The following is a 16,458-nucleotide window of genomic DNA, read 5'->3' as shown; positions in this document are numbered from 1 at the left end:
GGCAGGGGTCGGCAGGGTGGTGGCGTCCTGGGGGAAGATGCTGAAGTCGGTGACCTTGAAGACGCCGAGCTGGAAGCCTGTCGCGGGCGAGATCGAGAAGGTGGCGAAGCCGCGCAGCCGCACCACATCGGTGCCGCCGACGGTGATCAGCGCGGTGGCGTTCCACAGCGACACGTCGAGGGCGCCGGTGGACTGGCGGGTGATGCGGAGGCTGCCGCCGAGGGTGACGATGTCGCCGGCGGTGAGCACGGCGTTGTTGACGGCGAAGTTGAAGGTGTCGGGATCCACGCCGTTGACGCCGGTCATGGTGCCGACGCTCTGCAGGCTGGTGAAGCGGTTGGTGCTCGAGGTGTTGACCTGGAACTGGACCAGGCCGGTGAGGCTGAGGCCGTCGAGGCCGAGCAGGCCGAAGGTGCCGCTGACGCGCATGGCCCAGCCGCTGGCGTCGGTGCGGAAGGAGACGGAGGCGTTGCTGATCAGCACGCCGATGGCCTTGGGGTTGAGGGCGCCGCCGACCTTCGAGGGGCCGGAGCCGACGAAGATCTCGAGGCCGGTGCCGTCGAACGCGCCGCCGGAGATGCTGAACTCGCCGGCGCGGATCTCCAGGACGGGCGGATCGCCGAAGCTGAAGTCGAGGTCCTGCACGACGAACTCGAACACGCCGGTGAGTTCGCTGGCGCTGGGGGCGCGCACGTCGAGGCTGATGGTCTCGCCGTCGACCACGATGGACTGGGACACGACCTCGCCGGTGGTGTTGAACTTGAAGCCGATGGACGCGCCGCCGGTGAAGCCCGGGACGGTGATCTTGGCCTGGCCGGTGATGATGCCCGCCACGCCGCCGGTGGCGGTGGTGACCGCAGGTGCCACGGGGCTGGTGGTAGCCGGCTTGGTGACGGCCCCGGCAGGGAAGATCACGATGAAGCCGCTGCCCGACACGATGCCCGGATTGTCGGCCGCGTCGACGTCACCGATCGCCTGGCCCTCGCCCATGGTGAGGTTGGCCAGCGCGATGCGGGTGATGGCGGTGGGGCCGCTGCCGAGGCGCTCGAACACGAAGTCCGCGGTGATGAGGAACGTGTCGTCGGGGTCGGGCGCCTCATCGATGACGAACTCGATCTCGATGTTCTCGGCCGCGACCCTCAGGAACGGGCCCTTCGGCAGGGTGAGCAGCCGCACGTTGGCCTGGATCGCAGCCTTGTTGCCGGTGCTCGCCCAGGTGACGGTGTAGCCGACGACGTCGGTGCCGTCGGGGATCTCGGCGACATCGACGCCGGCGCCGCCGATCAGCGCGTCCAGTGCGGCCTCCACCACGCTGCCCGCCGCGCCCACCGCGATGGGGGCGCTGATCTCGGCGGTGTCGATGCGGCCGTTGAGGTTCACGTCGATGGCCAGCGTGAAGGTGCCCGACGGCGCCTGCACGTCGATCCGCTGGACCTCGTTGAGCAGGCCCGTGCCCTGCACGGTGGTCAGCACGTTGACGCCGGCGAACTGGAACACCTCGGTGACGACGACGCCCTGGCCGCCCACCTGGATGGAGTTCAGCTGCAGCGTGAGCTGGGCCTCGATCCGCAGCGGCAGCCCGACGAGCTCGACGGTGCCGGAGACCTCGCCCGCGGTGCCGTTGGGGGTGATGATGAACGCGCCCTGGCCGTCGGTGAGCACGAGGCCCGTGTCGTCGGTGGTGTCGGCATCGGTGCCGCCGTCGTCGCCGATGAAGAGGGAGACCTCGGTGAACGCGATGCGGACGATCTTGGCGCCGGCCGCGGTCCTGCGCTGCTCGAAGACGGCGACGCCGGAGAGCTTCTGGCCGAAGATCTCGATCTCGAACGGGTCGCCGGGCAGGCCCACCTGCACGAGCAGGCTCATGGGTGCCAGGTCGATGGTCCGGGAGACGCCGCCCACGATGACGTTCGGCCGGGTGACCTGGGTGGGCGTGTTGTTGATCTGGATCACGGCGTCGACATCGATGACCGCGCCCGGCACCGCGTCGGGGTTGACGGTGATGCCGGCCACGAGCGCGCCGGCGATGCCGGTGCGGGTGACGATGATGATGCCGGTGGCCACGGTGGCGGTGACGAAGGTGGTGGTGCCGTCGCCCAGCTGCAGGGACACGTCGTTGAGCGCCAGGGTGATCTCGCCGGTGGTCCCGTTCTTCTGGAAGGCGAAGTCGCCGGTGAGCTTCTGGCCCATGACCTCGAGCGAGATGTCGTCGGCCGCCACCGCGATGCCGGGGGTCAGCGTCACGCCGTCGACGTCCCAGCTGCCGGTGAGGGTGTTGACCCGGACCCCGAGGGTGCCGGAGAAGGACACGCCCGGAATGTAGAGCTCGACGGTGGCCGAGATCATGCCCGCGATGCCCGCCTTGGTGCCGGCGCCGGCCGCGGTGGCCTGGGCCGCCGAGACGATGTCGAAGGCGCCGGAGCCGTCGCGCACCACGACGATGTCGCGGTCGGGGGTGCCGAGCCGGAGGCCCACGTTGGCGAAGCGGATCTTGGTGGAGGTGATGTTGTCGCCGGTGGTGCTGAGGGTGCCGTCGGCGCCCGGGGTGGTGGACTTCTCGAAGGAGAGGTCGGCGGTGAGCACCTGGCCGGCGATGGACAGGGTGACGGCGGTCGCGGAGACCTTGAGATACGGCCCGGCGGGCAGACTGAGCTGGAGGGTCTCCCCCGCCACCTCGAAGGTCTCGTCGACGGCGACGCCGACGACCTTGGCGGCGACGGTGCGGCGCATGTCGCTGATCTCGACGGCCACCGTGGCCGACGCCTCGATGCCTTCGCCGAGCCGGATCGCGGCGGTGGCGGAGATGGAGCCTGCGATGCCCTCGCGGGTGAGCAGCAGCAGGGCGGTGCCGCCGCTGAGCCTGAGCCCGACGTCGTCGGTCTCGACCTCGGTGCCGCCGTCGTCGCCGACGAACAGGTGCACGCCGGTCGCGGCGATCTTGAGGCTGGACACGTCGTCGGTGGTGCCGAGGCGGCGGTCGGCTCCGGCGCTGGCGACCTGCTCGAACTGGAAGGTGCCGCCGATCTCCTGGCCGAACACCGTGATGTCGCCGGTCACCGAGACGCGCACGAAGCGGCCGGCTGGCAGCGCGATGACGGTGGCGCCGAGCGTGGTGCTCACGGGCGTGGGGGCGGTGTTGATCTGCAGCCGGAAGGTCAGGCCGGTGCCGAGGCTGATCGGGATGTCGCCGAGGCCCACGAGGTTGACGGTCGCCTCGATGTCGACGGCCATCCCCGCGGACGTCAGCAGGAGCACGCCGGAGCCGCCAGTGAGGCGCAGGCCGGTGTCGTCGTCGGGGGCCGTGGTGCCCTTGTTGTCGCCCAGGAAGAGCGCGACGTTGGAGGCCGTCACCTTGACCACGCGGGCGGCGCCGACGCCGGTCTGGGCGAAGGTGAAGTTGCCGCTCAGCCGCTGGCCGGCGATGTCCAGGGTGAGCGCGTTGGCGCTGATCTCGAGCGTGGACGTGGCGGTGTTGATGACGAGCTTCATCTCGGCGGTCAGCGCGACGCCGGGCACGTTGAGGGAGACGGTGCCCACGATGCCCGCGGCAGTCGTCGACATGCCTCCGGGGGCCAGGGTGAGGGTGCCCGCGCCGCCGCTCAGGGTGAGGACGCCGTCGCCGAGGCTCAGGCCGATGTTGGCGAGGACGATCGTGGTGGTGGTGCCGGAGCGCTCGAACGCCACGTCGCCCGTGAGGGACTGGCCGGCGATCGCCAGCGTGATGCCGGTGCCGCCGACGCGCACGTACGGGCCGGCCTTGAGGTCGAGGGCGACGGTGCGGCCCCCCAGCGTGACGGATTCCGTCACCCGCACCGTCGCCTGGTTCATCTGGAGGAAGAACGCGCCCGAGACCGTCACGCCCGAGGGCAGCAGCGAGCCGAGGTTCAGCGTTCCCGCGAGGCTCATGGCCATGCCGGCGGAGGTCAGCACGATGAGGCCGTCGACGCCGGTGAGGATCGCGGCGTCCTCGCCCAGCTGCACGCTGCCGCCGGCCACCGCGACGACCGTGCGGGTGAGGCCCGCCGAGTTCGTGGCCTGCTGGAAGGCCAGGGAGGCGGTGAGCCTGATGTCGCCGAGCTGCACGACGATGCCCTCGCCGACGATGCGGAGGTACGGGCCGGCCTGGAGCGTGCTGCCGTCTGCCAGCGTCACGGCCTGCGTGGCGCGGTTGATCTCGAGGCGCAGGTTCGCCGCGGCCACGGAGTAGCCGCCGCCCAGCTGGATGTTGGTGTCGGTCAGCGAGAGCTTTCCGGCGAATCCTGCGGGCCCGATGAGGAACGCGCCGTTGAAGGTGAGCGTGCCGATGGGGGCGCCGAAGCTCGCGGTGAGGCCGGTGACGGCCACGTTGATGACCTTGGCGCCGCCGACCGTCGTCTGCGAGAAGGTCAGGCTGCCGCCGCTGAGCACGAACCCGCCGACGGTGAGCTGCAGCGAGGTGACGGTCACCGAGAGGCTGCTCGTCGCCGCGGCCAGCGTGATGGTGAAGTTGCCGGTGAGGTCGACGCCGGGCACTGTGAGCGCGGCGGTCCCGGTGACGGACCCGGTGACGCCGGAGGCGTCGATGGTGAACGAGCCGGCCGTGATGGTGAACACTGCGAACTCGGTGGTGCCGTCGCCGAACGCGGCGCGGGCGTTGGCGAGCGTGATCTGCGTGGTGAAGTTGGGCGAGGTGCCCTGCCGCGTGAAGGTGAAGTCGCCGGTGATCCGCTGCCCGGCCACCTCGAGCGCGACCCCGGTGCCCTCGACGCGCAGGTACGGGCCGATGGGGAGGTCGAGGACGACGGTGGTGCCGTCGAGGGTAATGGTCTCGTCGACGGCGGCACCCGAGTTCACGGCCACCGTGAAGGTGCCGCTGAACTTCACGATCCCTGCGGGGATGAGGAACGTGACGGTGCCGCTGACGCGCCCTGCCACGCCGGCCTCCGTGACCACGAAGAACGCCGAGCCGTCGGTGAGTTGCACGCCGGCCGTCGGGGTGCCGATGGTCAGGGTCAGGGCGGAGGCCACAATGATGGCCTTGCTCGGCGGGACGGTGCCAGCGGGAGCTCCGGGGGCGACGGGGCCGAGGATCTGGGTGAACAGGAACACGCCGCTGAGCTCCTGGCCGCTGACCGTGAGCACAGCGGGGGTGGCGAGGGTGCCGACCTGGACGCGCAGGGAGCTGGGCGCCAGCGCCACGCCGCCGATGGTGCGCACGGCCGTGGTGGTGTTGATCTGCAGGCCGATGGTGCCGGTGAGCTCGAACGCGTCGCCCGCGTTGAGGGCGAGGGTGGCCACGAGGACGGTGGCCACGCCGGCCGGGGTGAGCTCCAGCTCGCCGGAGGCCACGGTGGCCACGACGACGCCGTCGCCGAGGCTGAGGGTGAGCGGGGTGCCGCCGTCGCGCGCGGAGGTGCCGAACTTCATCCGCAGCCCGCCGCCGGTGAAGGTCTCGAACGCGAACGAGCCCGTGAGCGTCTGCCCGGCGATGCCGAGGTCGAGGTCGCCGACCACGAGGATGAAGGGCGCGAGCGCGGTGCCCTCGGCGAGGGTGACGGCGTCGTCGCCGGACCCGAGAACCTGCTCTGTGGTGGTCTCGTTGTACAGGACCTGAAGCGTGCCCGCGAGCGTGAGGCCGGTGAAGCCGATCAGCTGCACGGTGCCGCTGATCGCGATGACGCGCCCGGTGGTGGCGTTGCCCTTGATGAGGCCGCTCACGCCGGTGAGCAGCAGGCCCTTGGCCAGCGGGTTGAGCGTGGTGCCGTCCTCCATGAAGCCGGGGCCTTGGCCGACGAAGACGGTGAGGTTCGACACCGAGACGGTGCCACCGGCGGAGTCGAACTCGACGGTGCCGGAGATCTCGACGAAGTCGCCGATCTTCAGGGCCCCGGAAATGGCGGCGTTGACGTACGGGCCGGCGGCGTCCGCCACCTGGGCGGCGGTGAAGACGATCGGGATGTCGACGCCGGCCACCGTGATGGTCCGGTTGATGGCCTGATTGGTGCCGTTGTAGCGAACGCTGATCTCCGCGCCGGCCTCAAACGCGCCCCCGGATACCGCGACGGCGCCCGTGAAGAGGCCCGCGATGCCACCGGTGAGCCCGGTGCCGGCCAGCAGCAGGAAGGCGCCCTGGCCGTCGGTGACGCTGAAGCCGTCGTTGCCGCTGCCGAGTGTCACCGAGACGCCGGTGAAGGCGATGACGGTGTCGGTGCCGGTGCGGCTGATCAGGAAGCTGCCCGAGAAGACCGGGCCGCCGGCGATCGTCAGCGAACCTCCGGCGATCTCGACGTGCAGGAAGGTGCCGGCGGGCACGTCGATGCCGAGGTCCGGGCGGCGGACGGCCGACGGGATGGTGTTGACGGCGAACCGGACGTTCCCGGCGACGGTGATGCCCGGAAGGTCGAACACGCCGGTGATGCTGCCGCTGAAGGAGCCCGCGACGCCCTGTGCGGTGACGAGCAGCGCGCCGTCCCAGTTGTGCGAGGTGGTGACCGTGACGAACGTGCCGAGGCTGAGGGTGAGGTTGTCGACGGACAGCGACACGTCGCCGTTGGCGGCCCTCCGGACGCTGACCAGGGTGGCCCCGAGCGACTGGCCGGCGATCGTGAGGTTCACGGCCGTCACGTCGACGGCCAGGGTTCCCGCCGCGGAGTTCACCGCGACCGCTACGGTGCCAGTCAGGGAGACGCTGGGGATCGCGACCTGGAGCGTCGCGGTGAGCGAGCCTGTGAGGCCGGTGGGCGCGGCTGTGAGGGTGCCGCTGATGGCTGTGGCGCTGACCAGCGGGGATCCGGCGGGACCGAAGGACAGCGATCCGTTGGCCACCGTCACCGTGAGGGTGGTGTCGGCCTTGACGATGGTGAGATCCGCGCTGAGGCTCTGCCCCGCGATCACGATGGAGATGCCGGTGCCCACGAAGCGCAGGTAGCCCCCGGGGCCGCCGGCGGGGAGGTTGACCGTGACGCTCCCGGCGCCCACGCCCATGGTCTCGGTGACCAGACCGGAGGTGGTGTTGATCTCCAGCGAGAGAGCCCCGGAGACCGCCACGCCGGGGACGCCGCTGAAGGCGACCGTGCCGGATACCCGGCCGGCCATGCCACCGGTGGACGGCAGGACGAAAAGCGCCGTGCCGCCGGTCAGGGCCAGACGTGCGGTGCCGGCCGCGATGGCCAGCTCGGCGTTGGCCACGGCGACGCGGGTGATGGTGCCGCTGGCGGCCGTGACGCGCTCAACGGCGATGTCGCCGCGGAGGCTCTGGCCGAGGATGCCCAGCGTGACGCCGGTGCCGGAGAGCCGGAGGTACGGGCCTGCGGGGACGTCGATGGAGACGGTTCCGGCTCCCACCGCGAGGGTCTCGGTCACGCGCGCGTTCGTCGTGTTGACCTGCAGCTCGACGGTGCCACCGAGCGTGAACGGCCCGCTGTTGGCGGTGATCGCGACGCTCAGGGTGCCCGCGACGCCGGTGGCGCTCACGATGAAGAGGCCGGTGCCGCTGCCGGCCGTGAGCGGGCCGACGGTGAGCTGGGCGTTGGCGATGCCGATCCGGGTGACGACGGCGCCGGCGGAGGTGGTGCGACGCTCCAGCGTGACGTCGGCCACCAGCGTCTGGCCCAGCACGGAGACGGTGAGGTTCTGGCCGCCGAGGCGGAGCAGGCCGGCGGGAAGCGACGCCCAGCCGGAGACGGCCTGGGCCGACGCGGTGGTGTTGAAGGCGATGGTCACGGTGCCGGTGATGGACACGCCTGGGACCGCGACGGTGACGTCGACGGCGATGGCGCCGTACATGCCGGCGGAGGTGAGGGTGATCTGGGCCAGGTCGCCGGGGTCTCCGGCAGCGGGCTGCGCGAGCGTGACGAGTGGCGTGTCTCCGCCCAGCACCAGCGAGGCGCCCCGGATCTCGAGCTGGGTGGTGGTGCCGTTCCTGACCACGACGACGTCGGCGGTGAGGCTCTGGCCTGCGATGGTGAGCGTGACGCCGGTGCCGGCGAGGCGCACGTAACCGGAGGCGCCGCCCTCGGGAAGGTCGAGGGTCATCGTCTCGCCGCCGATGGTGAAGGACTCGTCGACCGAGGACGCGGTGGTGTTGATCTCGACGGCGATGGTGCCCGTGAGGCTGACCTGCGGGACAGCGAGGCTGATCGCGCCCGTGATCCGGCCGGCGAAGCCGGCGGAGCTGAGCACCACGAGGGCGGTGCCGCCGGTGAGGGTGGCCACGCCGTCGAGGTCCAGCGAGACGTCTGTGGCGGCGATCCGCAGCATGGCGCGCGTGGCGTCCGGCACTCCGGAGGCGGTCAGCGGCGTGACCCGCTCGATCGAGACGTTGCCGCTGATCACGTAGTCGGTGAGGACAGTGAGGGCGAGGTCGGTGCCCTCGAACCGGAAGTACGGCCCGGCCTCCACGTCGAGCGTGCGGGTCTGGGTGCCCACCAGGACGGACGCGGTGACCCGGGCGTTGGTGGTGTTGATCGCGAGGCTGAGGGCGCCGTCGAGGGAGGCGGCGGAGCCCAGCTGGACGCTCAGGGTGCCCTCGATGCGGGCCGCGACGCCGGTGCCGGTGAGCACGATGAGGCCGGACCCCGCGTTGAGCCGCACCCCGAGGTCGTCGTCGAGGTCTGCCTGGCTGCCGCTGGTGGTGCCGCGGTCGTCGCCGAGGAACAGCTCGACGTTCTCCAGCCCGATGACCGTGGTGGCCACGCCGCCCGAGGTGCGGCGCTCGATCGCCACGTCGGCCTCGAGGCTCTGACCGGCGATGGTGAGGGTGACCCCGGTGAGCGCCACGCGCAGGTACGGCCCGGCCGGCAGCGTGACGGCGTCCACCAGTACCTCGGCGGCGGTGGTGTTGACGGCGATGCCGGCGGAGGCGACGGTGAGGCCGACGGCGGGGACGCTGAGGCTCGCGCTGAGCGTGCCCGCGATGCCGGTGGGACGGATGACCAGCCCGCCGGTGATGGCGCCGAGGGTGACGGCGTCTCCGAGCGCGATGGCGCCGCCGGTGACTCCCAGCGTGATCTCCTCGGTGGTCCGCCCGAAGGAGAACGTTCCGGTGAGGGACTGGCCGGCGAAGGCGAGCGTGGCGGCGGAGACCTGGAACTGCTTGACCTCGGCCGCGCCCTCGAAGACCACCGCGACGCCCGGCTCGGTGCTGCCCGGGATCTCGATGGTGGTGTTCACGGCCTGGCCGGTGGTGTTGATCCGGACGCTCGTGGTGCCGGTGACGGTCACGCCGGGCACCCCGATGAGGCTGACGGTGCCGGTGGCCACGAACGCGTGGCCGGTGCCGATCGAGACGACGCCGATGGTCGCGTCGGTGAGCAGCACGCCGACTGCGAGCGGGTTGATGGCGCCGTCGGCGGTGTAGGCGGGGCCCCGGCCGAGGAAGATCGAGAGGCCGCTGCCGGCGAACACCTGCGCGGGGGCGCCACCGACGACGGCGTCGCTGTAGGTGACGCTGCCCTCGATGGTGATGAAGTCGCCGATGGTGACGGTGACGTCGGAGGCCGTCAGGCTGAAGAAGGGGTCGTTGGCCGCGGGGGCTGCGGCGATCTTGATCACCACGTCGGTGCCGCCGACGTCGACGACGGTGTCGATCGCGGTGGTCATGGTGTTGATCTGCAGGAGGACGGAGCCCTCGATGCTGACCCCGGAGCCGCCGGCCGATGCCTGGCCGGACACGAAGCCCGCGATGCCGGCAGCGCGGATGATGAGGGCGCCCTGGCCCTCGTAGAGCCCGTCGCCGCCGATGGTCGCGGTCACGTTGGTGGCCGCGATGACGGTTTCGGCGGTGGGTCCTGTGCCGGAGCGGGTGATCGCGACGTCGGCGGTGAACGACCCCTCGGAGCCGACGGTGACCACGAGCCCGGTCATGTACGCGCGCAGGTACGGGCCGGCGGGAAGATCCACGGCGGCGACGCTGCGCGGCGACGGCGCGGTGTTGACCTGGACGGTGAAGCTCGGGGTGCCGAAGGTGATCCCCGTGATGGTGGGCAGCGTGACGGTGGCGCTGAGCACGCCCGCAACGCCGTCGGGGGCCACGACGAGGGAGCCGTTGACCGAGGCCAGCGTCACGGGCCCGAGGGAGGCCGTGCCGCCGCTGATCTCGACGGTGAGCACGCCGGCGCTGCTCTCCACCCAGATGCCGCCGGTGATGCTGACGCCGGCGAACGCGACCGCGAGACCGGTGGCGCCCACGCGCACGGTGTCCGGCGCGATGCCGCCCTGCGTGGTGAGGGTGTCGGTATTGAACTCGACGGTCAGAGAGGTGGCCGTGATGGAGAGGCCTGGGAGGTTCAGCGACGGGGTGCCGGTGAAGCTGCCCCAGATGCCGGTCTGCCCGGCGGTGAGCGTCGCGGTGATGCCGGTGAGGGTGACGGCGCCGTCGCCGAAGTTGAGCGATCCGCCCTCGACGGCGACGGTGACGTCCGTGGCGCGGGTGACGGTGACGGTGCCGGAGATCTTCTGCCCGGCCACCTCGAGGACGACGTTCTCGCCGCGGACCCGCAGGTAGGTGCCGGTGGGAAGGACGATCGACTGGTCGGTGCCGCCCACGGAGACGGTGGTGTCGACGGCGGCGGCGAAGTTCTTGATCTGCACGCTGAGGGTGCCGGTGAGCGACACGCCGGGGAGGCCGACTGCGACGGTGCCTGCGAGGCTGGCCGCGAAGCCGGCGGAGGTGACCAGCAGCGCGCCGCTCGCGTTGCTGACGGCCAGCACCGTGGTGGTGCCGGCGACGAAGGTGAGCGACCCGTTCGCCAGGCCGGCGCGGACCACGACGGCCCCGGTGGAGTCGACGCCGCGCTCGAACGTCACGGCGGCGGAGAGGCTCTGCCCGGCGACGGTGAGGGTGGCGCCTGCCTCGACGCGCAGGTACGGCCCGGCGGGCAGGTCGCCGACGGCGGCCGCGCCGGTGTTGACGGCGAGGCGCAGCGTTCCGCTGAACGCCAGCCCGGTGATGGCGGTGGTCAGGGTGGTGACCTCGAGGCGCCCGGCCACGCCGGCGGCGGTGATGGTGAGATCGCCCGAGATGCCGGTGGCGGTCAGGAGGTTCGTCGGGCCGGACGCCGTGAGGGCGAGCGTGCCGCCGGAGGCCTGGATGCGGGTGGAGGTCACGCCGTCGACGGTGACCCGGGCCACCTCGATGCTGGTGAAGCTGACCGACTGGCCCCCGACGGTGAGGCTGAGCGGGCCGCCGGTGACCCGGACGTACTCGCTGCCGGCCACCGTGCTCAGCCCCAGGCTCAGGGCGCCGGAGAAGGCGAGCCCAGGCACCGTGATGCTGAGGTTGCCGGACAGGGTGGCGGTCATCGAGCTGCTGGTCTCGACGAAGGTGAGCGACCCCGCGCCGCCCGTGAAGGACGCGATCGGGGCGCCGCCGTCGGTGAAGAGCAGGCTCAGGTTGGCCACCGTGACGGTGAACCCAGTGGAGGTCTCGGTGAATGCCAGGTCGGCGGTGAGCTGCTGGCCCAGCACGCTGATGGTGAGCCCGATGCCGCTGAACGCCAGGTACGGGTCGGTCCCGTCGCTCACCTCGTCGGGGGCGGCGAACTCGATGGTGACGTCGCCGGAGCCGTCGGCGAACGCGACCGTCTCGTCGACGGCGGCTTCGAAGGTGTTGACGCGCACGGTGAAGGCGCCGGCCAGGGCCACGTCGGCGTAGCCGGTCAGCGCCACGGTGCCGCGGGCGTCGAGCGCGTAGGCGGTGTCGGTGTCGGTGACCTCGAGGACCAGGCCGACGACGGCGTCGCTGACGGTGAGCCCGCCGTCGAGGTCGAGCACCAGGTTGCGGGCGGCCAGCACGACGCGGACCGTGCCGCCGCCGAAGGTGACGGTGCCGGCGAGGCTGGCGTCGATGTAGCCGGAGGCCACGAGGGTCGCGGTGAGGGTGCCCGAGACCTCGGTGCCGAGGACGAGGGTGCCGGACCCGCCGGAGACGACCACGCTCTGGCCCGTGGTGACGATGCTCGCGGCCAGGTCGGTGACGGCCAGGGTGAGGACGTCGTCGGCGTGGGTGATCCGGACGGAGCCGGTGAGGTTCAGGGCGCCGACGGCGACGGCCAGGTCGGCGTCGACCGTCAGCCCGGAGGTCCCGTCGTAGGCGACGCTGGCGTTGGTGAGGCTGACGCCGGTGCTGCCGCCGACGGTGACGGAGGCGCCGGTGAGGCTGAGGGACACGTCGCCGGTGTCGTCGTGCGAGATCACGGCGAGGGAGGTCGCGGCGATGGTCAGCTCGTCGCCCCCACCGAAGCTGCCGGTGATGGTGCTGGCGGTGATGGTGACGTCCGCGCCCGACTGACTGACGGTCGCGGCGGCGGCGGCGAAGGAGGCCACCTCGGTGCCGCCGGAGTAGACGGTGACGGCGAGGCCCGTGACGGCGAGCGTCAGGGCGCCGGCGTCGAGGGCGTCGGCCGTGAGGACGTAGGTGCCGGCCAGCGTCGCGGACGCGGTGATCCGCCAGGAGCCGACGGTGAGGTCCAGCGCCAGCGCTCCGGTCAAGGACACCGAGCCGTTGTAGACGCCCGCGCCCGCGCTGGTGGGGACGGTGAAGCTGAGCGTCCACCCGGTGAGCTTCAGAGCGTCGCCGAGCACGAGGTCGCCGAACACGTGGTTGATGGGGCCGGCGTCTGCGAGGTACTGCTGGAGGATCGCGGCGATGTGGTCCACCACGGTGGCCAACGGCGATCCAGCGACATAGTCGGAGAAGTGCGGCAGCTCCGCGGTGATGGTGCCGGTGGCCGCGTTCCGGGTGGTGGCGATGGCCTGCACCGAGCCGTCGGGGGCGACGTACCAGATGCGGGCCGCGTCGTCGGCGACGGCCACGGTGAGCACTGGGTCGATCAGGAAGGTGGTGATCTCCTCGCCGGTGCGGGCGTCGACGGCGCGCAGGTCGTAGACCAGCGATGCGGTGCGGAGGCCGGCGACGGCGGCGCTGCGCGGGGTGATGGTGACCCATGCGTCTGCGCGGAGGGAGCCGGGGGCGAAGGTGAGGGTCGCGGCTCCCGCGGTGAGGGTGCCGCCCAGGGCTGCGGTGACGAGGACCGCGCCGGCTGGGGCTTCGACGGTGGTGGGGGTGACCGGAGCTGCGGGCTGCTCGACGGTGATGACCGGAGCTGCGTCCGTCTGCTCGACGGTGGCGGTGTAGGTGACGAGATCGACTGCGGTGCCGCGGAGGCTGGGGGCGATGGAGGTGCTTGAGGTCGCGTATGCGGCCGGGGGTCCGCGGCCCGCGTAGACCTCGAGGTCTTCGTCGGTGATGACGGTGGAGCGCACGCGCACGGCGGCGGTGAGGCGGGCGAAGGTGAGCGAGAGCACCGGGCCGGTGGCTGCCTTCTCGACGCTGTGGACGGTGGCCGAGGCGCTGCCCGCGGTGACGGCGGTCACGCTGATGGGGCCGTCGGAGGTCAGGGGGGCGGCCGGGGGGACGACGGTGTCGACGCGGGTGACGAGCACCGTCGCCGCGAACGAGGACAGCGGCACTGCGCCGACTGCGACAGCCAGGCCTGCCGTCGCGGCCGCGGGCGCGCCCGCCAGCGTCAGCGCGTCGATGAGCGTGGGGACCGTGACGAGCACGACGGGGCGGGAGGTGGCGCGCACCACGGAGCCGTCGAGGGCGCTGATGTCGATCGAGCCGGCGAGGAGTGCCCGCAGCACCCGGGCGTCGACCGTGTGGGCGCCGAGGATCAGGGCCATGCCGTCTGCCGTCGCCGAGGCGTCGATGGCCTGGCGTGCCGCGACCAGCACGTCGCCGGTGGCCGACAGCGGGGCGCCGGCGCCGATCGTCGACGCGGTGGCGGCGTTGGACACCAGCAGGGCGAGCCCACCGGCGCCGAGGACGGTGACGGCCCGGGTCTCGGTGCTTCCGGCCTCCACGCTCACGTCGACGGCGCCGTTGACGGTGGCGTCGGATAGCTCGGCCTGGGTGCTGGAGTCCGCGAGCAGGACCGCGATCCCCCGGTTGGTGCCGCCGTCGGCCCGGACGGAGGAACGATCGGACGAGGTGGCGCCGACGGCGAGGTTGCCGGCCAGGTTCCAGGTGCCGCGGGCGACGGATGCCTGGGTGAGGCTCCGGAGGAGGCCGAGGGCGACGGCGCCCGGGCCCTGCGCGGCCCTGGTGAGCGCGGCGATCTGGGCGGCGGACAGGCCGGCCGCGGACAGGCTGGCGGCGGTGGGCAGGCCGGGCATGGCGTCCACCGAGAGGGTCCCGGTGGCGAGGGCGTCCACCGTCACGCCGGCGGCGTCGACGTCGGCGCCGTCCACCCAGGCGGAGGTGTCGCGGTCGATGCGTCCGGCGGCCGCGACGGCGGCACCGGCCAGCTCGGCGTTGTTGCGGGCGAGCAGCGCGAGCTGCCCGAGGGTCTGCACCGAGCCGCCGTCGATGCCCGCGCGGGCCGAGCTGGACGCGGCCATGAGGGAAGCATCCACCTCTCGGCGCGAGCCGTCGGTGGTCGCGGAGACCACCCGGGCGTCCGAGGAGACCGAGAGGGTCACGTCGCCGTCGGCGAGGAGGCGCGAGTCGCGGACCAGGACGGCAGCGGACGACGAGGCCACCAGCGCGCCGAGCGCCCGGGCGTGCGCCTCGAGCATGATCGCGCCGCCGGAGAGTGTCGCGTCGGTGACCAGGACGGAGGCCGTGGCCCCCGACTCGCGCTCGTCGGAGGCGCTCAGGGTGATGGCGCCGGAGCCGGTGTCCACGACGGTGCCGGGCGTGACGGTGATCTGCCGCGCCCGGATGGTCAGTTCGGCACCGGAGTCGGTCATCCGGATCTCGCCCGTGATGACGACGGTGCCGCCGGCCGCGTTGACGATGATGGTGACCAGCCCGGCGGTGGGGACCGCGTGCGGGGTGCCGTCCTCGTCGACGAAGAGCAGGTGACCCGTCTCGGAGTCGACGCCGAGCGTGCCGCCAGAGCCCTCGAGAGTCGCGGTGGTGCCGGTGACGCTCCAGCCGGCGGCCGGGGATGCGGCAGCCGTCGCAGTGGTCTCGTCGGCGGTGGTCTCCGAGGCGAGGGTGGGGCCGGTGGGTTCTCCGGACTCGACGGCCTCGGCCGGAGTCACGGTGCCGCCCTCGACGGCGGTGGGCTCTGTGGGGTCGCCGACCGCAGCTGCGTCGTCGGCGGACGGGGCGTCAGTGGCGGCCGCGTCGGTGGCCGCCGCATCCGCGACGGGGTCGGCCGGGGCCTCCACCGCGGGATCGCCGGGAGCCTCGGGCGCAGGGGCCGGCTCGGGCTCAGGTGCCGGGGCCGGCTCGGGCTCAGGCGCAGGGGCGGGCTCGGGCGCAGGGGCCGGGGCGGGCTCGGGCGCAGGGGCCGGGGCGGGCTCGGGCGCAGGGGCCGGGGCGGGCTCAGGCGCAGGCTCGGGCTCGGGCTCGGGCTCGGGCGCGGGTTCCGGCTCGGGCTCGGGGAGGTACGAGGCGCTCACCCCGTGGCTCTCGCCCGGCTCCAGGGTGTCGTCCATCAGGCCCGAGCTGTGACCGAGGCCCAGCGCGTGGCCCACCTCGTGGCGCACCACGGTGATCAGGCTCATCCTGGACCAGCCCCATCCGGCGGCGTCGGCGTCGACCGTGATCGAGCTGCCGGACGCCGATCCCAGCCCCTGCCCCGACAGGTCCCCCACCGAGGCGGAGATGCCCGATGTGTCCGCGCCGGCGGACTCCCATTCGGACTTGGCCTGGGACAGTGCAGACGCGAGCTCACCCGAGCTCAGCGACTCCGTGACGGGGTCACTGGGCAGGCTGGAGGCGGTCATCCCCTGGGGCTCCTCGGCCGCGTCGCCGGCGTCGGCCGGGTCAGGGGCGGGTGCCGGCGGGGCGGAGTTCGTGGGTTGGGGCGACGCGCTGGGGACGGTCACCTGGACGTTGTCGTCACCCGAGACGGTGGCTTCGCTGCCGTCCGCCATGGGGCAGGAGATGGACGCCTGTTGTCCGTTCGTGCCGCCGACGGTGGTGCACTGGCTGGTGGAGAGCGCCTTGGCCAGCGCGGCGAGCGCCTCCTGGAGCCTGGCGTCGGCCTCGGCCTTGGCGGCCTCCGCCTTCGAGATCGCCTGGGCCCGCACCTGTTGCTGGGCCTGCTGCTGGCGGACCACCTGCTGCTGGACCTGGATCTGGCGGGCCCGCTGTTCCTGCTCAACCCTCCTGGCCTGCTCCACCTGCGCCTCGAGTTCGGCGAGTGCCTCGTCGAGCCGCGCCCGGGCTTCGTCGGCGGGGAGGACCACGACGGTGGTGGAGTCGGGGAGCCTGAGGATCCGCGTCACCCTGCGGGGGGCGTCAGATAGCGGTGACGCGGATCCTGATTCGGTGGCCGGTTCGGTGACCGGCGGTGGGGGCGCGGGCCGCTCGGCGGCGGCCTGCTGCGGCATGAAGACCGTAAGGCCGAAGACGAGTGCCAGCGAGGTCGCCAGCCCGATGGCGCGATGTCCCCGGCTCCAGGCCGTGGCGGAGCCGCGACGGTCACCCGGGTGGGTGGTCGAAGCAGAGCGCTCCGCGTCCAT

The 16,458-nt window shown here is 72.5% G+C and carries 1 protein-coding gene (cut by a window edge); it reads right to left on the bottom strand.

The window, feature by feature from the left end:
- On the bottom strand, nucleotides 1–16,458 hold the beginning of the coding sequence (locus tag ACX1D3_RS04010; RefSeq protein WP_458995698.1) for a hypothetical protein. It extends 20,463 nt beyond the left edge of the window; only the first 16,458 of its 36,921 coding nucleotides appear in the window; the start codon lies at nucleotides 16,456–16,458; its stop codon lies off the left edge, out of view.

The sequence above is a fragment of the Tessaracoccus yangjingae genome (genome assembly GCF_054483935.1).
Note: the sequence above shows the minus strand (reverse complement) of the source record. Positions and strands in the feature narration are given on the sequence as shown.